A 23166-nucleotide genomic window follows, 5' to 3' on the forward strand; every position below is an offset into this window, starting at 1 on the left:
GTCAGTTGGTGCCGATCTTCGCCAACAGGTCCACTATCCGGGCCTGTACCTCCGCGCTCGTCGAACGCTCCGCGAGGAACAGCACGGTCTCGCCCGACGTCAGCCGCGAAAGCCGGCCGGGGTCGATGTCCGCCGAGGTGTAGACGACCAGCGGGGTGCGGTTGAGCAGACCGTTGCCGCGCAGCCAGTCCACGATCCCGGCCCGGCGGCGGCGCACCTGCATCAGGTCCATCACCACCAGGTTCGGCCGCATCTGGCTCGCGAGCGTCACCGCGTCGGCGTCCGTCGCCGCACGGGCGACGTGCATCCCGCGCCGCTCCAGCGTCGCCGTCAGCGCCGCCGCGATCGGCTCATGCTCCTCGATCAGCAGGACGCGCGGCGGGTGCTGCTCGCTGTCGCGCGGGGCGAGCGCCTTGAGCAGGACGGCCGGATCGGCACCGTACGCCGCCTCCCGCGTGGCCTGTCCGAGCCCCGCCGTCACCAGCACCGGCACCTCGGCGGCGACCGCGGCCGTACGCAGCGACTGGAGCGCGGTACGGGTGATCGGCCCGGTCAGCGGGTCCACGAAGAGCGCCGCCGGATACGCGGCGATCTGCGCGTCCACCTCCTCACGGGAGTTGACGATCACCGGGCGGTAGCCGCGGTCGCTCAGCGCCTGCTGTGTGGACATGTCCGGCGCGGGCCACACCAGGAGGCGGCGCGGGTTGTCCAGCGGCTCCGGGGGCAGTTCGTCGTCCCGCGGCGGGGTGTGGTCGTCGACGACCTCGATCGCGCCGTTCGGTCCGTCCAGCGGCTCCGGGCCCTCGGCGCCCTCGTCCGGCGCGCCGATCGCGAAGGCACGGCCCGAGCTCTGCGGCCCCGGCGCGCGATGCGGCTGTGCGCCGCCCCCCGTGCCGGGCTGTGGACGTGAAGGCGCCGCGGGCTGGGCGCCGGGCTGTGTCCCGGCCTGCGGCTGGGCCTGCGGCTGCGTTCGGCCGGTGGCCGCCGCGGCCTCGGGGGCCGGACCGCCCTGCTCCGGATCCTGCATATCGGGACGGGCGGCCAGCTTGCGCCGTCGGCCCGAGCCCAGGGTGGCCGTGCCGCCGGAGGGCGTCTGCTGCTGGGGCTGCGCCGGTGGCTGCTGCCCCTGCGGACGGCCGCCCTGTGGCTGGCCCAGGCGCTGAACTCCGGTGGGGTGCTGGCCGGTCGGGTGCTGGCCGATGGGGTGCTGCCCCGTCGGATGCTGCCCTGTGGCGTGCTCACCGACCTGCTGGGCGAACGGCACACCCTGGCCGAGCGTCCGCACGCTGATCGCGCGCCCCTGGGTGGAGTCCGCGCCCTGCGGTGCCTCGGCGGGCAGCGGCTGGGGCCCGGGCCGGGCGGGCGCACCCGGCGTGCCCGGCCCACTCGGCGCGCCCGGCCACTGACCCGACGGCGGACCGTTCTGCTGCGGGGCCTCCGGCTGCTCCTCGGACAGCGGGCGGCGAGCCCGCCGCCGTCCGGTCGGATGGGGCTGCTCGTCCGGCTGCTGGTCGTGTTCGGGACCGCGGGCGGCGGGCAGCGCGGCCATGGCCGACTCCCCCTGCCCGGGGACGCCGTTGGGCGCCACGGGCTCGCCGCGTACGGCCAGACCGCCACCGCCCTGCGGCTGGGCGGCGCCGCGGGGCGGCCCGTGCTGGGCGGGGACCAGTCCGGCCGGTCCCAGCTCCGGCGGCAGCGCGCCGGGCTCCTGCGTCCGGTCGGCCTCGGCGGGCGGCAGCGCGAACGGGCCCCGGGCGGCGCCGGGCTCCACCCCGGTCTGCCCCTGGGCCTGTTCCTGCTCGGCCACCGGCCGTTCCGGCGCCTCGGCCAGCGCCCGGCGGCCGCGGCGGCGTCCTGTGGACGCCGAAGCCTGTTCAGGCCGGCCGCCGTTGGTGTCCTGCGGGGCCTGGCCCCACTGCGCCTGCTGCTCGTGCGGGTGCTGTTGGCCGTGCTCGTACTCGGGGCCGCGGGCGGCGGACAGCGCGGGCAGGGCGCCCGGTCGAGCCTGCTGCCGCGGGGCGGGGTCGGTGGCGTCGGCCGCCGCCGGTGGCAGTGCGAGGGCGGACCGGGGGGCCGCGCCGTTCTCCTGGACCGGGGCGCCGCGCCGGGCGCGCCGCCCGCCGGGGGTCTGCCCCTGGGCGGCCATGCCCTGAGGCGGCACCACACCCATACCGGTGGGGCCGACCGGCTGCGGACCCTCCGGTGCCTCGTCGGCGCGGGCGTGGCGGTGGTGGCCGGTCCCGTTGCCGTCGGTGTCGGGGGTGGCGGTTCCGGGGGCCGGGGTCTCGTCGGGGTGCGGGCGGGCGCGACGGCGCCCGGTCGGCCGGGGCTCGTCGTGGTGCGCGCCGGTGTCACCACCAGCGGCGGCGGGCTGTTCGGCCGGAGCCCCCGCGCTCTGCTCGCCGTGCCCCGTCCCGCTGCCGTCGGTGTCGGGGGCGGAGCTCTCGTCGGGGTGCGGACGGGCGCGACGGCGCCCGGTCGGTGTGTGGTCGCTGCCGCCCCCGGAGGTGCCACCGCCGGAGGTGCCACTGCCGGAGGTGCCACTGCCGGAGGTGCCACTGCCGGAGGTGCCACTGCCGGAGGTGCCACTGCCGGAGGTGCCACTGCCGGAGGTGCCACCGCCGGAGGTGCCACCGCCGGACGTGCCACCGCCGGACGTGCCCCGCGCCTGCGTACCGGCGCCCGGTTCCGCGCCCGACGCGGCGTTCGCGCGCTCCTCGTCCGCGGCGGCGGCCGAGATCGGTACCTCCAGGACATAGGCGTGTCCGCCCATGCCCGGCATCTCATGGGTCTGGAGCACACCCCCGTGCCGGCGCACGATCCCGCGCACGATGGGCTCGTGCACCGGGTCGCCGCCCGCGTAGGGCCCGCGCACCTCGATCCTTATGACGTTCCCGCGCTGCGCCGCCGCGACGACGATCGTCGAGTCCCCTGTCGCGACGCCGCCCGAGGCAGCCTTGCCGGTCGAGTCGACCCCGGCGACATCCGCGACGAGATGGGTCAGTGCCTGCGCCAGCCGCTCCGGGTCCACCTCGGCCTCGATCGGCGGCGCGTGTACGGCGAACTGCGCCCGCCCGGGGCCGATCAGCTCGACCGCGCCCTCGACACCGGCCGCCACGACCTCGTCCATGGAGACCGGGCGCCGGGCCAGCTCCTCGCCGTGCGCGTCGAGCCGCTGATAGCTCAGGACGTTGTCGACGAGCGTGGTCATCCGGGTGTACCCGGCGGCGAGGTGGTGCAGGATCTGGTTGGCCTCCGGCCACAGCTGCCCGGCCGGGTCGTCGGCGAGGACGCCCAGCTCGTGCCGGAGCTCCAGTAGCGGCCCGCGCAGCGACTGGTCGAGTACGGCCAGCAGCTGGGCGTTCCGGGCGCTGAGGGACTCCAGCTGCTCCGCGTACCGCTCGCGCTCCCCGGCCAGCTGCGCCTGGAGGTCCTCCAGGGCCTGGGTGTGCCGGTTGGTGAGCTCGTCCCGTTCCGCGGTGTGCTGGGCGGCGAGGCCCTCCAGTTCCTCCGCGTGCCGGGAGGTGAGGCCCTCCACCTCCTCGGCGTGGGCCGTGACCAGGGCCTGCTCGGCACGGCGGTCGGTGAAGGTCATCACGGCGCCGACGAGTTGCTCGCCGTCCCGTACCGGTGCGGTCGTCAGGTCGACCGGAACCTGGTCGCCGTCCTTGGCCCACAGCACCTGGCCGCGCACCCGGTGCTTACGGCCGGACCGCAGGGTGTCGGCGAGCGGCGACTCCTCGAACGGGAAGGGGGAACCGTCCGGGCGCGAGTGGTGTACAAGAGAGTGAAGCTCCTGACCGCCCAGGTCACTGGCCCGGTAGCCGAGGATCTGCGCCGCGGACGGGTTGACGAGGACCACCTTGCCCTCGGTGTCCACGCCGACCACGCCCTCCGCCGCCGCGCGCAGAATCATCTCGGTCTGGCGCTGCTGGCGGGCGAGTTCGGCCTCGGTGTCGAGCGTCCCGGTCAGGTCACGCACGATGAGCATCAGCAGCTCATCGCCGGTGTAGCTGTACTGATCGGCGTAGGGGGTCCGGCCGTCCTCCAGATTGGCGCTGGTCACCTCGACGGGGAACTGCGCCCCGTCGGTGCGCCGGGCCATCATCCGGGTCGGCTTCGTACCGTTCGTCCGCTCCTCTTCCACGGGGCGGCGCATCGACCCGGGAATGCGATTGGGATCGAAGGAGGGGAGCAGATCGAGCAGACCACGACCGACGAGGGCGGTGCCCGGCGCCTCGAAGGACTCGAGCGCGATGTGGTTGGCGTTGACCACCGTGCCGTTGCAGTTGACCAGCAGCAGCGCGTCGGGAAGGGCGTCGAGTATCGCTGCGAGGCGAGCAGCGCCTCGGGATGGCCTGCTGCTCACGACGACGCTTCCTCCCTGACTACCGCACCTTGCTGACACTCGCGGTCATTCTGCCGCCCGGTCCTCGGAGTGTCTCTAGGGGAGTCTACGGGCAGCGGCGCCGGGCGCGACGGTAGATGAGAGGGAGCTCGCAGCACGACGTACGCGTCTCGGCGCACGCCCGGACAAACCTCTCCTGGAGCCGGCCCATCTCCGCCCCGGGGCAATCCTCCGGTCGGCTCCCATCACCACCCATCAGCTACCGGGCGTGCGCAAAACCACGGAGAAGCGATTCCACCGGGCGATTTCACACCCGTTGGTGCGGTCGAAGCGAGCGTTGACGGGCCGCCCGGCCCAGTGCCCGGTCACCCGCGCGGTGGCCGGCCCCCCGTACATCCCCGTGCACATCGCCGCGGGCGACACCGGCGCGAAGGGATCCCGACCCCACTCCGTCTGCGAGTCCAGCTGCCCGCACGCCGCCCGCGCCCGCGGATGCGAGCCACCGGTCGGGTGGCAGGACAGCACATACCGCGCGGCATCCATCGGGTCCCCGGTCTCACTCACGGTGATCACCAGACGGTCTGCGCTCTCCCCGTCGATCGGCATCGGAAGCGGAAGTGGTGTTCCCCATGCGGGGGCCATCGTGGCGACGGACGCGGCGGCGGTGACAGCGGCGGTGACGGCGAGGCGGTGCAACAGGGGCATGGGGCACTCCTGGTGTGAGCGATCCGGGGCGCGCTGCCCCTGTCCCCTCTAACGCGCCGCCCTCGCGCGCGTTGCGCCGCCAATAGGGCTTTGCGGTGGTGGCCGCCCGCCGAGTACCGTAGGGCGCGATTGGTGACATCCCGCAGGGCTGTGACATCATCTGCACACACCACATCGCGCTCGCGCGATGAGACCGGTGTGCTGGAGGCTTCGCCTAGTCTGGTCTATGGCGCCGCACTGCTAATGCGGTTTGGGCCTTAAAGCCCATCGAGGGTTCAAATCCCTCAGCCTCCGCTTCCAGAGGAGCCCCGGCCGATTCCGGCCGGGGCTCCTCTTGCTTGCGGTCGTCCCGCGCGGGCGACAACTGACGTTACCGCGAGTGTTCGCTCATATGCGTGAGGCGATCCTCCCCAAGGTGATCACGCCCCCGCAGCGCATCCCGCCGCGTCTCCCAGGCCGTCCGCGACACCTGGCGCGCCGACCCCCAAAAGAGGCGTTTTCGCAGGTCAGGCATGGTGGGGGAAACGGATTTCGCGTGACGCCGCAGGTCATGTAATGTTGTCCTCGCAACGCCGACCGGCAAGAAAAACCGCCGGGAAGCCAAGCGCTCGTAGCTTAACGGATAGAGCACTTGACTACGGATCAAGAGGTTGCAGGTTCGAATCCTGCCGAGCGCGCAGTTCAGGGGCCCCAGTTCGGGGCCCCTGTTTTTGTTGCGTGTCCCTCCGCGTGACGACGGGTCCTGGGCCGGGTGTACGGCGCCTTACTCCGTGATGGCCGACGTGACCACCCCGGCCACGAGGACGAGGGTCACCGCGGAGACCCAAGCGACCGGAGCGACGCCGGGGCGGCGGGAGAACGCGCCCCAGGTTCCTATGAGCGCGGCCAAGGGGGCGGTGAGGGTGGGAATGGCCATGGCGAGGTCCAGCGTGGACTTGTCGCAGACAGCGTGTTGCTCGTAGTCGCAGTTGGTCGTGGTCCAGGGGAGCAGCATCCCCATCAGGAACAGTCCCCCCGCCATCAGCCACAACACGATGGCGCCGAGCGCCCTCAGCCCCATACCGGTCACGTCCGGCCGCCCCTTGCGGGCCGCGGCCCTCGCCGCGTCGCGCTCCGCCTCGACCTGCCAGCCCGTCCGGTCGTCCCCCGCCTGGTCGTTCATGGCCGCGATGCTAGGCAGGCCGTCGCCCGGCCCGGATCCGTCCGCGTACTCAGCCGCTCCGCCGATGTACTCAGCCGCCCCTGCCAGGGTTTGAGGGGTAGTCCGGTCTTGCGTCCGCGGTTGTTGTGCGCGGTCCGGCCCCCGCCCCGCGGATCGTCAAGGGCACGAGACGGGGAAGCCGGACCGCTGACGGCGGACGGTGCAGTGTCCGCCGCCCATCTGGGAGTGGTGGTGACATCTGCGCTCCGGCGAACGGGGCGCTGTCCGCCGCACAGCCACCACACCCAGGGGTGTGAGGGCGGGAGCCGTGAGCCGACCCACGGACATCAGCTCCCGCCCGGTCTTCACCTCACTGGTCCGGCTGCGGGGTGAGGCCGGAGTTCTCCAGGAGGAACTTGCAGGAGTAGCCCAGGCTGCGCACGTGGTCATCGGCGGACTGCAACCCCGAGCCGAGACCCCGGCCGACCTTGTGCGGGATGGTGTTCAACCGGCACCGCCGGTCGTACCAATCCACCGTGCCCCGGTCCATGCGCTCAATCCGAGCCTCAGCCAGCGGTAACAGCGTCCGGATATGTGACCGGAGTGTCTGGTGCAGCTCCACCAGTTCGCTGTACGGAGGAAGCCCCGTCCGCATCACCAAGGCGCGGTCGATCGCTGATTTGATCTCCGCGACGTCTACAGCCGCTCGAAGAGTGTTGTCGGTGCCCATGGAGCGCATCTTCTGATCGCACGCCAGGACGTAGGAACCACCGCCAAACCCCAATTAGGGACGTCCCGCGCGGTGTAGAACGTCCCTAGTGCCGTCCTTGGGAGCAGGGAGAGACTCGGATGCCGAACGAGAGGCTACGTGCCGCCATGGCGGCCGGTTGCTGGACGTACGCCACCCTCGCGCAGAAGGTCGAGGTGGACCCCAAGTCCGCTGAGCGGTGGGTGAACCTAGGGCGTACGCCGCGCCGGACCACGGCCATGAAGGCGGCTGAAACACTGGGAGAAGACGTGCACGCACTATGGCCATCGCTCCGACAGTCGCGGCCCGCACGCGCGGTGAGCCCTGAACTGGTCGCGCTCTACGACCAGCGGGCGGACATCCCGGTGTCCGCGTTCGTGGACCTGCTGTCCGAGGCCCGTGAGCACATCGACGTCCTGGTGTACGCCGCCGTCTTCCTGCACGAGGCGTACCCCCGGCTCAACGACCTCTTGCAGGAGCGAGCCGCCGAAGGCTGTGCGATCCGAATCGCCATCGGTGATCCCGACAGCGAGAACGTCCGGCTGCGGGGCGAGGAAGAGAAGTTCGGCCACGGGATCGAGTCCCGGTGCCGACTCGCGCTCATGCACTACCGGCCCCTCGTAGGGACGCCGGGCATCGAGGTGCGGACGCATGACACGACGCTCTACAACTCGATCTACCGCGCCGATGATCAGGTGTTGGTCAATGCCCATGTCTGGGGAGTGAACGCCTTTGCTGCCCCGGTGTGGCATCTGCGGCGGAGTGGGGTAGGCGGCATGTTCGACACCTACGCCGCAAGCTTCGATGCGGTGTGGGCGACGGCGACACCAGCAGAGGAAGACTGACCGTGGCACGAACCGAGTACTACGACGACCCGAACGCCCCCGAGCCGAACAGCATGGTGGTCGCCGCGTCTGCCGTCGTCACCGATGAGGAAGGCCGCATTCTCCTCCAGCGCCGCAGGGACAACGATCTCTGGGCCCTCCCAGGCGGCGGCATGGAGATGACCGACTCACTGCCGGGTACAGCGGTCCGCGAGGTCAAGGAAGAGACAGGGCTGGACGTCGAGATCACGGGACTCGTCGGCACGTACACCGACCCGCGCCACGTCATCGCGTATACGGACGGCGAGGTGCGTCGTCAGTTCAACATCTGCTTTACGGCCAGAGTTGTCGGTGGCGAACTCGCCATCTCGGACGAGTCCACGGAGCTCCGCTTCGTGCCGCAGGGGGAGTTGGATGGGCTTGCTATGCACCACACCCAGCGCCTACGACTCTGCCACTTCCTAGAGCATCGTAAGCGCCCGTACCTGGGCTGAGAGCTGTACGGCCCGCGCAACGGCTCGAAGAGGACCCGTCTTGCCATGGCCGGGGCAAGGTCCGCAGCAGAGTACGCCAATCTCTCATCCAGGTTGGGGTTCCAGTTCGGCGTCTGCACGGGAGCTTGAATCGGGTAGGTTAATTCAAACTCTGACAAAAGCCCTGCATGTCAGTCACGTAATTGTCGCGATCCCATCGCTTGTTCACTCGAATGGGTGATGATGGGTGACTTTTTCATGAACCGCGCAGCTACGGTGTGCCTCTGCAATGGCGAATCGGGTTGCACTGGAACGCCATGCTCTACGGGGGATTGGGGGAGTGTTTATGTCTGCGCTTGAGGAAACCCTGGATCGATACAGCAAGCGTTCCAGTGATACGGAAAAAGAAAAGCAGGAACGAGCTGAACGCATGGTGCGTAGTGCGGTAAATCGCTGGGAGGGGTTTGACGGCATCGACTGCGAGGTTCTACCAAAGGGCTCCTACAAGAACAACACCAATGTCCGTTCCGATAGCGACGTTGACATTGCGGTGATCCATGAGGGGCTTTTTTATTACAACGACTCGGCGCTAGGTGAAGGAGATAGGGTCCGGCCAGCACCTACTGCGGGAAAGTATTTCGACGGTCCCGGGTTTCGGGCAGAGCTGGAGGAGGCGATGTGCGATGCGTATGGTGGGGACTGTGATACGTCGGGCACTACGGCGATCGAGATTGCTGAGAATGGCGGCCGCGTAAAGGCCGATGTAGTTCCGTCGTTCCGCCACCGACTCTACTACTACGCTGCCAATGGTGTTGTGTCCTACCATCAGGGCACTAGAACGTGGCGTACGAGCGGCGGATGGGTGGTCAACTATCCGGAGCAGCAGTACACGAATGGCGTCGCCAAGAATAGCCGCACCGGCAGGCGCTACAAGAAGATGGTGCGCATTCTTAAGCGTGTCGAGAATGGCTTGGTGGCTGCGGGAAATATTGATCCACTGCCCAGTTACTTCATGGAATGCCTTGTCTATTGTGTGCCGGACAGCCGGTTCAATAGTCAGGGTGTCGCGCCGCTCACGGACGACTTTACGGGTGTTGTTCGATACATCTGGAACCAGACCAAACCCGGTGGCGAAGCAAAGGAATGGCTCGAACCAAACGAGATTAAGGCGTTGTTCGGTGATGGCCAGAAATGGTCGATGGAAGATGCTCATGAGCTGTCCTTGAGAGCCTGGCAGCGCATGGGTCTGGGTGGCTGATGGGAGGCGTAAGAGTTCGCGTTGGCATCGGCATTGCCGCACTTGTAGGGCTGGTGCTTACGATACTCGCTGGTCAGGGCGTCTCGCAAACTCCGCTTCGAATTTACTCGATCGCCGGAATTATTGCGGCGCTTGTGTTCGCGTTGTGGGAGCGGTTTATCTGGAAATGGAAGGTTGTGCGTTACTTTACGGGTGTGCCGCTGGCGAATGGAACCTGGCGTGGTCATCTGGTTTCTTCGTATATTCGACCAGATGGTTCGGGTGTCCCTTCCATCCCCACGGGCCTGTACATTTCTCAGTCCGCCACCAAGATCACCGTTACTCTGTTTACCGGTGAGTCGAAATCGGTCAGTGAGACCGCCAAGATCCTTCGAGACCCGGACGGACGTTGGCGTCTCAGTTGGCAGTACGTCAATATACCCCGTCCCGGTGTCCGTGATCGGAGTGAGCGACACCGAGGGGCCGCTGAAGTCTTTATTGGTTCGCAATCTGGTGAGGGACTGGAAGGTTCTTATTTCACGGATCGCCGGACAGATGGCGAGCTACACCTTACCGAATGGTCGCCCGCTCGATACGGCAAGGCGGAAGTGGCGTTGGCCGCCGACGGTTTTCATGCGGCCCGCCCGTACGTACGGGATAGCTAGAGGTATAGGTCCCTGCGGTTGCATTGGCTGGCAAGCTGTTGAACCGAGTGCTCCCGCTTCGAGGCGCCCCTTCAGCGTGCAGCCAAGACTTAGCATCGTCGGTCTGGGGCTCCTGACGGCAACGCTGACGGCAACGACGGCGCACTACGCTCACCAACAGCCCTCCATGAGCACCGGGCCGGACTGCCGTCGAGACCCGCACCACGCCCCTGCCCGAACCTACGGGTAAAGAGGTCGCAGGTTCGAATCCTGCCGAGCGCGCAGCAGCTCAGAGGCCCCTTCCAGTTGATGGAAGGGGCCTCTGGCGTGTGCGGTGATGATCCAACTGGCATCAGCCGCGGGGCGGACAGTTTTCGCGTGATCGCGTCGGGGCGAGTTGGGCATACCGACGCGATGTGGTGCCGGTGCTAGACGCGGCCGAAGAACAGGCTGCCGGCGGCGTTGGAGTCGCCGGAGAAGAAGTGCTCACGGGTGGCTCGGACGAACTCCTGGCGCGAGATGGCGCCGTCGCCGTCCGCGTCGAGGGTGGTGAAGGTGTCCAGCGCGTCCGGCGAGGTGATCTCCCAGACTTCCCTCAGGTAGCGCGCGAACTCGTCCTTGCTGATCTCGTTGTCGCCATTGGCGTCGATGCAGTCGAAGATGGCGTGGGCGCTGCCCTCGACGATGTTGACGCGGCTGGTGTCGATGCTGGCGAGCCGGTTGGCCTGGATGAACTCATCCTGGCTCAGGCGCTGGTTCTCGGTGCCGGAGTGGCGCAACAGCTCCTGCCAGTACATCTGTAAGAACGCCTGAAGGCTCGTGGCGCGGGTGTCGTCGCGGTCGAGGCCGTAGACCTTGTGGTAGCGGTCGACGAGGAGCTGACAGTCCTCCCACTCGAGGTAGCCGTCCTTGTTGCGGTCCAGAGCCTGGAACTGCCGCCCCAGCTTTTCGCCGATGAGATCAGCCGTGGTGCTCATTTTCTGTCCCCTCCCATAGATCTGTACTGGTCTGACCAGCTTTGTTGATCTTGCAACCTTCTCGGGTTGCAACGTCCATGGTTCACCGGGTTCAGCGGCACCCGCAATGGCGCCGAGCCCTGGTGGGGCTGGGGTTGGTGGCGATGTCGAATGGGGTTGTTGGTGGGGGTATTCCGTCGGTTTGTGGACTCCTGGGCGACGGATCTCAGCCAACACAGCGGGGTGGACGACGCCCGGCTCCTAGCCGGGCGATTCCGGTGTGCGGGCCAGGAAGCTGGCGACGGTTCTCTTCACGCCTCCGGCGGGGGCTTGGATCAGCTGGGCGGTGAGGGCGAATCCGGCATCGGCCAGGAGACCGGTGAGGCGGTCGGGTGGGAGGAGGTGGGACTCGTAGGAGACGGGGTGGTCGCCGTAGGCGCGGGTGGGGCGCAGATGCTCGTCGTTTCCGACGTAGCCGCACAGCATCAGGTGTCCGCCGGGCGCCAGGGTGCGGTGGAACTCGGCGAAGACGGTGGGCAGGAGCTCCGGCGGCGTGTGGTGGGTGGAGTAGAAGGCGAGGACGCCACCGAGGTGGTCGTCCTCGATCTCCAGCGCGGTCATGGAGCCGACGGTGAAGCGAAGGTCGGGCCGGGCCGCTCGGGCCAGTTCGATCATCTTGGGCGACAGATCGATGCCGAAGGCCGGGACGCCCAGGTCGGCGAGGTGGGCCGTGACCTTGCCGGGGCCACATCCGATGTCGGCGACCGGGCCGCGGTCGCCGGTCCGTACGAGTTCGGCGAAGGCGGTCAGCATCGCGCGGGACAGGGGACCCAGCTCGGCGGGCGGCGGTACGCGTGCGGTGTAGGCGTCGGCGACGGTGTCGTACGAGTCCCGGACCGCGGTGAGGTAGGAGGGTTCGGTCACATCGGAAAGGTAGAGGCGGGCACTGACAACCGGGCCCCTATCCACCGGTGGTGGGAAGTTCGCGGGCGAAGCGGCGGAGGGCGTCGGTGAAGACGGCGGGGGCGTCGAAGTTCGCGAGGTGGCGGGCGCGGGGGATCAGTTCGACGCGGGCGTTGGGGTGGGCGCGGGCGAACGCCCGCTCTCCGGCGCGGAAGAGGGGGTCCTTCTCGCCGTTGAGGATGAGCACGGGGGCGGTTACGTGGCGCATCGCGGTCGCGTCGAAGCGGCCGAGGACATCGCCCCAGGCGGCCGGGAGGGTGTGGAAGGCGTAGCCGGAGCGGATGGTGGCGTCCACCACCTCCGGCGGGTAGAGACGGCGCAGGAACCGGTCGTTCCAGCGGGTCAGACGGTCGGCCGGGATACGGGGGACAAGGCCGGCCACCCAGCGGTAGGGGGCCGTCAGCGGGCCGCGGGTGGTGGCGCTGGCCCCGGCGAGGACCAGTCCGCGCAGCCGTTCCGGGAAGCGCCGCGCGAATTCCAGCGCGACGTAGCCGCCCAGCGAGTGCCCGACGACCAGGGCCGGTCCGCGGCCGAGGGAGTCCACGGCGTCCGCGACGGTCTCCGTCGCGGCGTTCATGCTCCACGGTTCGGCGGAACGGGCGCCGTGGCCCGGCAGGTCGGGGGCGGTGACCGGGAAGTCGGCTTTGAGGGAGCCGAGTTGGGAGCTCCACTGTCCCGCGCTGAAGCGTGTTCCGTGGACGAGGACGATGGGCGTCGATTCCATGGATGTCGGAGCTCCCCCAGCTCAACACGGCGCGGATACGTTCATGAACGCGTGTGAACGGACTCTATAGGTGGGGGTGAGGTGCCATGCACGAGGCGGTCGCGCGCGAGGTGTCGTCCTACGTGCGGTTCCAGAACACGGTGCGGAACGCGAGGGGCGGGGGCTGAACGCGGATGTGGCCGGTCCCCGGGTGGGAACCGGCCGCGTCGCGTGGGGTGTTCGGGTGGACGTCAGTCCTTGGTGGCCTTCCAGTAGACCGGGCCCTTGTCGAAGTCGCCGGTGTAGAGGACGACGGACGGGGTCTCGTCCTTGGGGAGCAGGAAGACCTTGCAGATCGTGGCGTTCGCGCCCGGGGCGAAGGTGTCCGGGTCCTTGCCCGGGCAGGACTTCACCGCGTCGCTGGGGGTGATCAGGATCTTGGCCCCGTTGCCCTTGCCGTCACGGAGGTTGGTGGGGGTGTTGAGGAAGGGGTACTTGACGGTGTTGTCACCGATGTTCTTGAAGGCCATCGTGACGTAGTACGGCTGGAGCGCCTTGTCCTCGGCCTTCAGCCCCATCCCGGAGAGGTCGGACTGGGAGCCCTTGGCCACGCTCCGGGCGGTGACCTCGAGGGTGGCCACCTTCTTGGAGCGCTTGTAGGTGAGGGCGGACTTCTGGCCGAGGGGGATGGTCTTGTTGGCGTCGGCGTCGACGCCCTTGCCGCCGGAGCCCTCGGAGCCGCCGGACTCCCCGGATCCGCCGGAGCCCTGGTCGCTGCCGCTACCGCCGTTGCTCTTGTCCTTGGCGGGGGACTCGCTGCTGCCCGCGTCCTGGGCGGCGTCCTCGTTGCAGGCGGTGGCGCCGAGTGCGAGACCGGCGGCGCAGAGGAGGGCGGCGGCGGTGCGGCGGGTGCGCCGGATGGAGCGGTGGTGCATGGTTTCGGTCCCCCGTGGTGAAGTGTGAGCTATGACGTGGTGCGGGTGTTGCGGCAGTGACGCGTGGTGCTGAACATCAGCATGGCCGTGACAAACGCGCCGGTCAGCCGGGGGGATCCATTCGCAGCGGGGCCGAGACGTGGCCGTTGCAAAGTAACCGGCCGTTCGAGGCGGATTTCCCTGCACGGAAACAATGCCGTAGTGTTCATTTCACCGACGCGGGGTGGAGCAGCTCGGTAGCTCGCTGGGCTCATAACCCAGAGGTCGCAGGTTCAAATCCTGTCCCCGCTACTGCTCACCGAGGGCCCGGCACAGAAAATGTGCCGGGCCCTCGGTCATGTGCGCGTACGACCGAGGGCCAAGGGCCGAGGGCCCGGGCACGGAGCCCGGAGCCCGGCCCTCGGGGTGGGGCCGTCAGCCCTTCGCCATGGTTCTTCCTGTGCTTCCCGCCACATCCGTCGCACTCTTCGTATCGGCCTCGCCTGCCCTGCCGCTCGTGTCCCGTTCCGGGGCCTTCCACCGCACCGGCCGCTCGGCCGGGTCACCTGTGCCGTACGTCACCACGGTCGGCTTCAACCCGTTCGGCACCAGGAACACCTTGCACAGGGTGATCCGCGCGCCCACCGCGAAGTCGTCCGGGTCCTTCCCCGGGCACACCGCCACCTCGCTGTCGGTGACGAGTGGCTGGTCGTCCGTACCGCTGCTGTCCTGCAACCCGGTGGGAGCGTTGAGGAAGGGGTAGTGGAGGGAGTGACCGCCGGTGTTCTCGAAACGCATGGTGACGTAGTACGGCCGCGCCGTGCGCGTCTCGGCCCGCCGCCCCGCCTGCCGCAGATCGGTCCGTGTGCCTTTCCGTACGCTCACCGCCGTCACCTCCAGGGTGCCGCGCCGATGGTCCGAGCCGCGCTTGTAGGTGACGGAGGCGGGGGTTCCGAGGGCGAGCCTCTTGCCGCCGCTACCGTCGGCCGCCTGGTGCGCGGAACCGGCTGACTGCGCCCGCCCGGACGAGCCGCTGTCGGCGCAGCCGGTGGTCAGGACGGCGATGCCGAGGGCGCCGATCGCGCAGGCGACTGCGGTTGCGGTGCGCATGCGGACCGGTATGTGGTGCATCGGTGTCCCCCGTTGTGATCTCAGTGTGGCTGTACTGCCGTCAGGCGGTGGGCCGTTGGGCGGCGTCTGCCCCGGCCCAGTCCATCATGCGGGTGGCAAAGGCGCGGGCTGTGCCTGTCATGAACCCGCAGCACCGCCGCGACGCGGCTGTAGCGCGCCGGAACGGCGGTCTACGGTGACCCGTATGAGTGCTCCAGGCATGACGGGCGAGGCGGACGGGCCGGACGACGCGAGCGAGCCGAACGACGCGAACGAGCCGAATGACGCGAGCGGCGCGAACAAGCCGGACGACGCGGACACGGACTCGGTGCGGCGGTTCTGGCAGGGACTCGGGCTGCCCGGACTCATCGATGTGCATACGCACTTCATGCCGCAGCGCGTACTGGACAAGGTCTGGGCGTACTTCGACGCGGTCGAGCCGCTCGTCGGCATCCCCTGGCCCGTCATGTACCGCGACGAGGAGGACGAACGGCTCGCGGCGCTGCGCGGGTTCGGGGTTCGGGCCTTCACGTCGATGCTCTATCCGCACAAACGGGATATGGCGGTATGGCTCAATCAGTGGGCCGTCGAGTTCGCGGAGCGCACGCCCGACTGTCTGCACACGGCGACCTTCTTCCCCGAGCCGGGCGCCGAGGGCTATGTGCGCGAGGCGCTGGAGAACGGCGCCCGCGTCTTCAAGGCGCATGTGCAGGTGGGCGGTTACGATCCGGCGGATCCGCTGCTCGACCCGGTGTGGGGGCTGCTCGCCGAGACGGGTACGCCCGTTGTCATCCACTGCGGCTCGGGCCCGGCGCCGGGCAAGCACACCGGCCCCGAGCCGGTTGCGGCCGTGCTCGCCCGCCATCCCCGGCTGCGATTGATCATCGCGCATATGGGGCTGCCGGAGTACACGGACTTCATGGCGCTGGCCGAACGGTACGACGCGGTGCACCTGGACACCACCATGGTGTTCACCGACTTCATCGAGACCCGCTGGCCCTTCCCGCCCGCGGAGCGCGGGCGGCTCGCCGCCCTGGGCGACCGGGTGCTGTTCGGCAGCGACTTCCCCAACATCCCGTATCCGTACGGGCACGCGCTGGAGGTTCTGACCCGGATCGGCCAGGACGAGGAGTGGCTGCGCGCTGTCTGTTACGGCAACGCGGCCCGGCTGTTCGGGATGTGAGGCCGGGAGGGGAGGGCGCGGGGCTCACCCGGTCGATCGTCCGGCCGCCCCACGGCCTCCTACTCCCAGGTCTGCTCAGCCGTGTAGCGGCAGCGCCCCGGCCAGGGTGCGCCACGCCTCCAGCGGGATGTCCGTGAGGGGGTTCGCCGTCACCACCTGGACCGCCAGATGGTCCGCGCCCGCGGAAAGGAACTCGTCCGCCCGGCGGCGTACCGCCTCGGCGTCGCCCAGGGCGAAGACGGACCCGATGAGGTGGTCGCTGCCGCCGCCCGTGAAGTCCTTCTCCGAGAAGCCCAGCCGCAGCAGGTTGTTGGTGTAGTTGGGCAGCCCCAGGTAGAAGGAGAGGTAGTTACGGGCGGTGGCGCGGGCCCGTTCCAGGTCCGTGTCCAGGACGACCTTCAGCTCGGGGGCGAGCAGTGCTTCGTTCCCCAGGGTCTGCCGGGCCGAGGCGGTGAACTCGGGGGTGACGAGGTACGGGTGGGCCCCGGCGGCGCGGTCGCGGGACAGCTCCAGCATCTTCGGGCCGAGGGCTGCCAGGACGCGGCGGGAGGCGGGGACCGGGGTCGGCGCCGCGTCCAGCGCCGTGAGGTAGTCCTTCATCGCGGAGTACGGGCGGGCGTACCGCTCGACCATCGTGCCGTGGCTCACCCCGAGCCCCAGCAGGAAGCGGCCCTCGTGGGTGGCGTCGATCGCGGCGTACCGCTCGGCGATGTAGCCGGGCTCGTGGTCCCAGATGCTGAGGATGCCGGTGGCCACGGTGATGCGGGAGGTCGCGTCCAGCAGGAACGCGGCCTCGTCCGGGCCGGGGCTGCCGCCGAGCCAGAGCGTGCCGTAGCCGAGCGCGTCCAGTTCCGCGGCCGCCTCCCTGACCCGCGGGTGGGCCGCGGGGTCGGTGGAGTGCAGGGCGCCGGTCCAGATGCCGATGGTGCCGAGTGCGGGATGAGAAGCCATGCCCGGGGAACCTGGTGATCCTTTCCGGAAATTCCCCCGGTGGTCCGTTCGGGGGACACCGCGTGGTGGGCGCGGGGACACCGCGTGGCGGGCGTGGCGGCACCGTCCCGGGACCGGATTCTCAGACTCCTCACAGATTGCGGAAAGGGAGCTCTCAGACGGCTCCCGCAGGCTACGGACCATGATGGCGACACCGCCCGCTGGGCGTACCGAGCTGTTGCGCCCCGACGGAAGCCCCGTCCGGGTGCTGGTGGTGGACGACGAGTCCGCCCTCGCCGATCTGCTGTCCATGGCCCTGCGCTACGAGGGCTGGGAGGTGCGCACCGCGGGCGACGGCGCCGAGGCCGTACGGACCACCCGCGAGCTGCGGCCCGACGCGGTGGTGCTGGACATCATGCTGCCGGATACGGACGGTCTCGCGGTGCTGGGGCGGCTGCGCCAGGAGCTGCCGGACGTCCCGGTGCTGTTCCTGACCGCGCGGGACGCGGTCGAGGACCGGATCGCCGGGCTGACGGCGGGCGGCGACGACTATGTGACCAAACCCTTCAGCCTCGAGGAGGTCGTCGCCCGGCTGCGCGGGCTGCTGCGCAGGTCGGGGGCGGCCGCGGCGCGCGCGGAATCGGTGCTCGCCGTCGGTGACCTGGTGCTGGACGAGGACAGCCATGAGGTGTCGCGCGGGGGTCAGGAGATCCACCTCACCGCGACCGAGTTCGAGCTGCTGCGCTATCTGATGCGCAATCCGCGGCGGGTGCTCAGCAAGGCGCAGATCCTCGACCGGGTCTGGAGCTACGACTTCGGCGGCCAGGCCAATGTGGTCGAGCTCTATATCTCCTATCTGCGGCGGAAGATCGACGCGGGCCGCAGCCCGATGATCCACACCCGGCGGGGAGCCGGGTATCTGCTGAAGCCCGGGGAGTAGGGGCGTGGTGCGTCCGGCGGCCGGAAGGGGCGCGGAGGGCCGTACGCCGCGGTCGGCCCGTCGCCGGACGGGGCACCCGCGCCGTCCCTGGTCGCTGCGGACCCGACTGGTGGTCTCGTCCGTCGTACTGATCGCGGTCGTCTGCGCGGTGATCGGCTCGGTCACCACCATCGCCCTGCGGTCCTATCTCCAGGGCCAGGTGGACGACGATCTGCGCGCCTCGGTCGGGCGCTTCGTGGACAAGCCCGGCCAGCCGCCCCATGACGATGTGCTGTTCCTCGCCTCCCCCGGCCAGCCCATCGGCACGGTCGGCGCGCGATTCGACGCTCGTGGCGCCATCGCCCAGGCGGGCCGGAGCAATGACACCCCCGTGACCTCCGATCCGGACGTCGAGGGCCGGGTGGACCCGCTGACCGGCGGCCAGCTGAAGGCGCTCGCGTCGGTGGCGCGGGACGGCCGCGTCCACACCCTCGAACTGCCCGGCCTCGGCGACTATCGCGTGATCGCCCAGCCCGAGCAGCAGAAGAACGGGATCGTGCTGGCCCATCCGCTCGGCCAGACCCGGCAGACCGTCAACACCTTGATCCTCGTCGAGGTCTGTGTGACCGCGGCCGGGCTGGTCGCGGCCGGGATCGCCGGGGCCGCGACGGTCGGCATCTCGCTGCGCCCGCTGCGCCGGGTGGCGGCGACCGCGACGCGGGTCTCCGAACTCCCCCTGCACAGCGGGGAGGTGGCGCTGCGCGAGCGGGTACCGCCGTCCGAGGCCGATCCGCGGACCGAGATCGGCCAGATGGGCGCGGCGCTCAACCGCATGCTCGGACATGTGGAGTCGGCGCTCGCGGCGCGGCAGGAGAGCGAGACACGGGTGCGGCAGTTCGTCGCCGACGCCAGCCATGAGCTGCGCACACCGCTCGCCTCGATCCGCGGCTACGCCGAGCTGACCCGGCGCGGCCGGGAGGAGATCGGACCGGACACCAGGCACGCCCTGGGCCGGGTGGAGTCCGAGGCCGGGCGGATGACCGTGCTGGTCGAGGATCTGCTGCTGCTCGCCCGGCTCGACGCGGGACGTCCGCTGGAGCGCGCGGAGACGGACCTCTCACCGCTGGTGGTCGACGCCGTCAGCGACGCCCGCGCGGCCGGGGCCGACCACGCGTGGCGGCTGGAGCTGCCCGATGAGCCCGCGGTCGTCCAGGGTGACGCCGCCCGGCTGCACCAGGTGCTCGTCAACCTGCTCGGCAACGCCCGGACGCACACCCCGGCCGGGACGACGGTCACGGCGCGGGTGTTGCCCGGGGTGTCATCTGTGCCCCAACGCCCTTATGTCTCACTGGAGATCGAGGACAACGGGCCGGGCATCCCGTCCGATCTGCTGCCGCATGTCTTCGAACGCTTCGCGCGCGGGGACGCCTCGCGCTCGCGGGGAGCGGGCAGTACGGGACTGGGACTGGCCATCGTGCAGGCGGTGGTGGCCGCGCACGGGGGCGCGGTGACGGTGGAGAGCGCCCCGGGGCGCACGGTGTTCGGCGTCCAGCTGCCCGTGCTCCCCGCCCCTCGGAGGATTGCTACGGAAGGCCCTGACGATCCCGTTGACCAGCGGCTTCGATAGGCGTCGCGGACTCACAGGCGGCCCACAGGCCGACCACACGGCCATGACAGCGCCGCTCGCGAATGTCGGGCCATGCGAATCGATACCTCTCACCTCCGTCCAGGACCTCCTGGACCACCCGGGCCGCCGGTACCTCCTGGACCGTCCGGGCTTTCTGGGCCACATACGCTTTCCGGGTCTCCTGCGGCGTCGCCCGGAACACCCCTCGCGACCTTGCCCGCCCGCGGCCCGGTGGTGGTCGTCGGCGATCGGCCGGTGCTCGACGTCGTCGTCCCCGTCTACAACGAGGAGGCGGATCTCGAGCGGTGCGTACGGCGGTTGCATGAGCATCTGGCCCGCACCTTCCCCTACCGCTTCCGGATCACCATCGCCGACAACGCCAGTACGGACCGCACCCCCGAGATCGCGGCCCGCATCGACGACACGCTCGACGAGGTCACCGCGGTCCGGCTGGAGCAGAAGGGGCGGGGACGGGCGCTGCGCACCGTGTGGGCGTTGTCCGAGGCGCCCGTGCTGGCCTATATGGACGTCGATCTGTCCACCGACCTCAACGCGCTGCTGCCGCTGGTCGCCCCGCTGATCTCCGGCCACTCCGACCTGGCCATCGGCTCGCGGCTCTCACGCAGCTCGCGGGTGGTGCGCGGGCCCAAGCGGGAGTTCATCTCGCGGGCGTACAACCTCATCCTGCGCTCCAGTCTGGCCACCCGCTTCTCGGACGCGCAGTGCGGATTCAAGGCGATCCGTAAGGATGTCGCGGAGCGGCTGCTGCCCCTGATCGAGGACTCCGGATGGTTCTTCGACACCGAGATGCTGGTACTGGCCGAACGGGCGGGGCTGCGCATCCATGAGGTCCCGGTGGACTGGGTCGACGACCCCAACAGCACGGTGCATCTGGTGCGCACCGCGACCGACGACCTCAAGGGCGTCTGGCGGGTGGGGCGCGCGCTGGCCACCGGCACGCTGCCGCTGGACCGGGTGCGCCGTCCCTTCGGGGACGATCCGCGCGACCGTCGGCTGAGCGGGGTGCCGGGCGGACTGCCCCGCCAGCTCGTCGGGTTCTGTGTGGTGGGCGCGCTCAGCACACTGGTCTATCTGCTGCTGTACTCCGCCTTCCGGCTCGGCACCGGTCCGCAGACGGCCAACGCGCTGGCGCTGCTGCTGTCCGCGCTCGGCAACACCGCGGCCAACCGGAGGCTCACCTTCGGGGTACGCGGACGGGACCGGGCGATGCGCCACCAGGCGCAGGGGCTGGTGGTGTTCGGCATCGGCCTCGCGCTGACCAGCGGCTCGCTGGCCGCCCTCAGCGCCGCGCCCGGCACCGCCTCGCACGGCACCGAACTGGCCGTGCTGATCGCGGCGAACCTCGCCGCGACCGTGCTGCGCTTCCTGCTCTTCCGGGCCTGGGTCTTCCCCTCGGACCGCGACCGCGGAGCCGCCGCCTCCACCGCAGACCACACCGTGAGGGCCGACCGATGACCACCTCCTACTCCTACGACCCGGCCGGTCAGCTCGGTTACGCCGGGCCGGCCACCGCTGACGCCGCCCGTCCTGATACCACCCGCACTGACGCTGTTCGCGCCGACCCGCGGTGGGCGCGGCCCGCGCTGTGGGGGCTGCTGGCGGTGACCGCCGCGCTCTATCTGTGGAGCCTGGGCGCCTCCGGCTACGCCAACCAGTTCTACTCCGCCGCCGCTCAGGCGGGCGGTGAGAGCTGGAAGGCGTTCTTCTTCGGCTCCTCCGACGCGGCGAACTCCATCACCGTGGACAAGCCCCCGGCCGCGCTGTGGCCGATGGGGCTGTCGGTGCGGCTCTTCGGGCTGAGTTCATGGGCGATCCTCGTTCCCGAGGCGCTGATGGGCGTGGCCACGGTCGGGGTGCTGTACGCGGCCGTACGGCGCCGGTTCGGCGCCGCCGCCGGGCTTATCGCGGGTGCGGTGCTGGCGGTCACCCCGGTCGCGGCGCTGATGTTCCGCTTCAACAACCCCGACGCGCTGCTGTGTCTGCTGATGGTGACGGCGGTGTGGTGTGTGCTGCGGGCGCTGGAGGACGCGCGCACCACCTGGCTGGTGCTGGCCGGCGTCTGCTTCGGGCTCGGCTTTCTGACCAAGACGCTCCAGGCGTGGTTGATCCTGCCGCCGCTGGCGCTGGTCTACGCGGTGTGCGCGCCGACCGGGCTCGGCCGCCGGATCCGGCAACTGCTGCTGGCCGGGGCCGCGATGGTGGTCTCCGGTGGCTGGTGGGTCGCGATCGTCGAACTGTGGCCCGAGTCCTCGCGCCCGTACATCGGCGGTTCGCAGCACAACAGCTTTCTGGAGCTGACCTTCGGCTACAACGGCCTTGGCCGGATCAACGGCAACGAGACCGGCAGCGTCGGCGGAGGCGGACGCGGCCCTGGCGGCGGTGGCGGAGGCGGCGGCTGGGGCGAGACCGGTGTCGACCGGCTCTTCGGCTCCGATATGGGCGGTCAGATCGCCTGGCTGCTGCCCGCCGCGTTCATCCTGCTGGTGGCGGGGGTCTGGCTGACCCGGCGGGCCGGACGCACGGATGTGCGGCGGGCGACGTTCCTGGTGTGGGGCGGTGCGTTGCTGATGACGTTCGCCACCTTCAGCTTTATGTCCGGGATCTTCCACCAGTACTACAACGTGGCCCTCGCGCCGTACATCGCGGCGCTCGTCGGCATGGGAGCGGTGCTGCTGTGGGAGCGGCGGTCCTCCGGGGCGGTGGCTCCGGCGCTGCTCGCGGTCACGGTGGCGGTGACCGGGGTCTGGTCGTATGTGCTGCTGGGGCGGTCCGCGGACTGGCATCCGTGGCTGCGCTGGGCGGTGCTGTTCGGCGGACTGGCGGCGGCCGCGGGGCTGTTGCTGGTGACGCGGCTGGGGCGTCGGGCCGCCCTGGGGGTGGCCGGGCTGGGGCTCGCGGTGGCGCTGGCCGGACCGGTGGCGTACACGCTGAACACGGTGGACACTCCGCAGAGCGGCTCGATCGTCACGGCCGGTCCCGCGGTGTCGGGCGGCCGGGGCGGACCCGGGGGCGGCGGACCCGGCGGCCCACCGGGAATGCCGGGCGGTCAGCAGGGCCAGAACCAGGGCGGCCAGACGGGCCAGGGCGGCCAACCGGGCGGCCAGAACGGGGCGTTGCCCGGCGGCGGCCTCCCGGGCGGTGGCGGTACGCCCCAGCAGAACGGCACCGGCACAGGCACCGGTGGCGCTCCGGGTCCGAACGGCCAGCAGGGCGGCCAGGGCATGCAGCGAGGTGGCGGCAAACCCGGTGGTCAGGGCGGCGGCATGGGCGGACTGCTCGGTGGCCGTGAGGTCAGCTCGCAGGTGAAGGCGGTGCTGGCGAAGGACGCCGACGACTACACCTGGGTCGCGGCGTCGATCGCCTCACAGAACGCGGCGAGCTATCAACTCGCCACCGAGAAACCGGTGATGGCCATCGGTGGTTTCAACGGCAGTGACCCTTCCCCGACTCTCGCCCAGTTCAAGGAGTATGTGAAGCAGGGCAAGATCCACTACTTCATCGCCTCCGGGACCGGCAACGGCAACGGCACCGGCAACGGCAGGGGCGGCGGCGACAGCGCGGGAACCTCGTCGCAGATCAGCTCATGGATCGAGAGCACCTACAAGAAGGTCACGGTCGGCGACACCACCCTCTATGACCTGACCTCGCCCTCGTCGACCGCGAAGTCCTGAGGCCGGAGGCCCCTGCGGAAATTACCTGTACGGCGTAGAGCGCCGCCTG

The 23166-nt window shown here is 70.0% G+C and carries 19 protein-coding genes and 3 tRNA genes; 12 read left to right on the forward strand and 10 right to left on the reverse strand.

The window, feature by feature from the left end; genetic code table 11:
- Position 1 precedes the first annotated feature (1 nt).
- Together AB0C66_RS21970 and AB0C66_RS21975 are read right to left on the reverse strand one after the other, a co-directional pair.
- Positions 2–4369 carry a PAS domain-containing protein gene (locus AB0C66_RS21970; RefSeq protein WP_362440970.1) on the reverse strand — a complete coding sequence of 1456 codons (4368 nt, stop codon included), beginning with the start codon at positions 4367–4369 and terminating at the stop codon, positions 2–4.
- A gap of 234 nt (positions 4370–4603) precedes the next feature.
- Entirely contained in the window at positions 4604–5053 is a 450-nt protein-coding gene (locus tag AB0C66_RS21975) for an SSI family serine proteinase inhibitor (RefSeq protein WP_362440973.1), read from the reverse strand.
- Positions 5054–5256: 203 nt separating this feature from the next.
- Between AB0C66_RS21975 and AB0C66_RS21980 the strand changes: the two genes are divergently transcribed.
- Together AB0C66_RS21980 and AB0C66_RS21985 are read left to right on the forward strand one after the other, a co-directional pair.
- A tRNA-Ser gene (locus AB0C66_RS21980) sits at positions 5257–5347 on the forward strand.
- Positions 5348–5657: 310 nt separating this feature from the next.
- A tRNA-Arg gene (locus AB0C66_RS21985) sits at positions 5658–5730 on the forward strand.
- An 86-nt stretch (positions 5731–5816) separates the two neighbouring features.
- Here the strand turns inward: AB0C66_RS21985 and AB0C66_RS21990 are convergent.
- Entirely contained in the window at positions 5817–6215 is a 399-nt protein-coding gene (locus tag AB0C66_RS21990; RefSeq protein WP_362440976.1) for a hypothetical protein, read from the reverse strand.
- A gap of 349 nt (positions 6216–6564) precedes the next feature.
- On the reverse strand, positions 6565–6924 hold the full coding sequence (locus AB0C66_RS21995; protein WP_362440979.1) for a DUF6415 family natural product biosynthesis protein: 360 nt from the start codon (positions 6922–6924) through the stop codon (positions 6565–6567).
- Positions 6925–7043: 119 nt separating this feature from the next.
- Here AB0C66_RS21995 and AB0C66_RS22000 point away from each other — a divergent pair, with 119 nt between their 5' ends.
- From AB0C66_RS22000 to AB0C66_RS22015, 4 genes are all read left to right on the forward strand, one after another.
- A complete protein-coding gene (locus AB0C66_RS22000; RefSeq protein ID WP_362440981.1) occupies positions 7044–7787 on the forward strand; it encodes an XRE family transcriptional regulator in 744 nt (247 codons plus the stop codon).
- Positions 7788–7789: 2 nt separating this feature from the next.
- Complete coding sequence (locus AB0C66_RS22005; RefSeq protein ID WP_362440984.1) at positions 7790–8260, forward strand: NUDIX domain-containing protein; 471 nt, start codon at positions 7790–7792, stop codon at positions 8258–8260.
- Between the two features lie 325 nt (positions 8261–8585).
- Entirely contained in the window at positions 8586–9497 is a 912-nt protein-coding gene (locus AB0C66_RS22010) for a nucleotidyltransferase (protein WP_362440987.1), read from the forward strand.
- Positions 9497–10141, forward strand: coding sequence for a hypothetical protein (locus tag AB0C66_RS22015; protein ID WP_362440990.1), 645 nt, complete (start codon positions 9497–9499; stop codon positions 10139–10141). The genes AB0C66_RS22010 and AB0C66_RS22015 overlap by 1 nt, the downstream gene beginning before the upstream one ends.
- A gap of 407 nt (positions 10142–10548) precedes the next feature.
- Here AB0C66_RS22015 and AB0C66_RS22020 read toward each other — a convergent pair whose 3' ends face one another.
- From AB0C66_RS22020 to AB0C66_RS22035, 4 genes are all read right to left on the reverse strand, one after another.
- Positions 10549–11097, reverse strand: coding sequence for an EF-hand domain-containing protein (locus tag AB0C66_RS22020; protein ID WP_362440992.1), 549 nt, complete (start codon positions 11095–11097; stop codon positions 10549–10551).
- Positions 11098–11337: 240 nt separating this feature from the next.
- Positions 11338–12000, reverse strand: coding sequence for a class I SAM-dependent methyltransferase (locus tag AB0C66_RS22025; protein WP_362440994.1), 663 nt, complete (start codon positions 11998–12000; stop codon positions 11338–11340).
- Positions 12001–12037: 37 nt separating this feature from the next.
- On the reverse strand, positions 12038–12763 hold the full coding sequence (locus tag AB0C66_RS22030; protein WP_362440996.1) for an alpha/beta hydrolase: 726 nt from the start codon (positions 12761–12763) through the stop codon (positions 12038–12040).
- Positions 12764–12993: 230 nt separating this feature from the next.
- On the reverse strand, positions 12994–13677 hold the full coding sequence (locus AB0C66_RS22035; RefSeq protein WP_362440999.1) for a hypothetical protein: 684 nt from the start codon (positions 13675–13677) through the stop codon (positions 12994–12996).
- 217 nt (positions 13678–13894) lie between these two features.
- On the opposite strand from AB0C66_RS22035, the gene AB0C66_RS22040 reads away from it, so the two are divergent.
- Positions 13895–13968: transfer RNA gene (locus AB0C66_RS22040), tRNA-Met, on the forward strand.
- A 123-nt stretch (positions 13969–14091) separates the two neighbouring features.
- Here the strand turns inward: AB0C66_RS22040 and AB0C66_RS22045 are convergent.
- Positions 14092–14766: a hypothetical protein gene (locus AB0C66_RS22045; protein WP_362441002.1), complete on the reverse strand. Its 675-nt coding sequence runs from the start codon at positions 14764–14766 to the stop codon at positions 14092–14094.
- Between the two features lie 205 nt (positions 14767–14971).
- On the opposite strand from AB0C66_RS22045, the gene AB0C66_RS22050 reads away from it, so the two are divergent.
- Positions 14972–15949, forward strand: a complete 978-nt coding sequence (locus tag AB0C66_RS22050) for an amidohydrolase family protein (protein WP_362441005.1) — start codon at positions 14972–14974, stop codon at positions 15947–15949.
- Positions 15950–16024: 75 nt separating this feature from the next.
- Here the strand turns inward: AB0C66_RS22050 and AB0C66_RS22055 are convergent, their stop codons facing one another.
- On the reverse strand, positions 16025–16900 hold the full coding sequence (locus tag AB0C66_RS22055; protein WP_362441008.1) for an LLM class F420-dependent oxidoreductase: 876 nt from the start codon (positions 16898–16900) through the stop codon (positions 16025–16027).
- A 181-nt stretch (positions 16901–17081) separates the two neighbouring features.
- Between AB0C66_RS22055 and AB0C66_RS22060 the strand changes: the two genes are divergently transcribed.
- The 4 genes from AB0C66_RS22060 to AB0C66_RS22075 all read left to right on the forward strand — a co-directional run bounded on the left by AB0C66_RS22060 (position 17082) and on the right by AB0C66_RS22075 (position 23117).
- Positions 17082–17819 (forward strand): response regulator transcription factor, encoded by a 738-nt coding sequence (locus tag AB0C66_RS22060; protein ID WP_362441011.1) that lies wholly within the window; start codon positions 17082–17084, stop codon positions 17817–17819.
- 106 nt (positions 17820–17925) lie between these two features.
- Positions 17926–19425: a HAMP domain-containing sensor histidine kinase gene (locus AB0C66_RS22065; RefSeq protein ID WP_362441113.1), complete on the forward strand. Its 1500-nt coding sequence runs from the start codon at positions 17926–17928 to the stop codon at positions 19423–19425.
- Between the two features lie 72 nt (positions 19426–19497).
- Entirely contained in the window at positions 19498–20901 is a 1404-nt protein-coding gene (locus tag AB0C66_RS22070) for a bifunctional glycosyltransferase family 2/GtrA family protein (protein ID WP_362441014.1), read from the forward strand.
- Complete coding sequence (locus tag AB0C66_RS22075; protein WP_362441016.1) at positions 20898–23117, forward strand: glycosyltransferase family 39 protein; 2220 nt, start codon at positions 20898–20900, stop codon at positions 23115–23117. Before AB0C66_RS22070 ends, AB0C66_RS22075 begins: the two co-directional genes overlap by 4 nt.
- The last annotated feature ends 49 nt before the right edge of the window (positions 23118–23166 follow it).

This window comes from Streptomyces sp. NPDC048636 (assembly GCF_040650655.1).
In the GTDB taxonomy this organism is placed as follows: Bacteria; Actinomycetota; Actinomycetes; order Streptomycetales; family Streptomycetaceae; genus Streptomyces.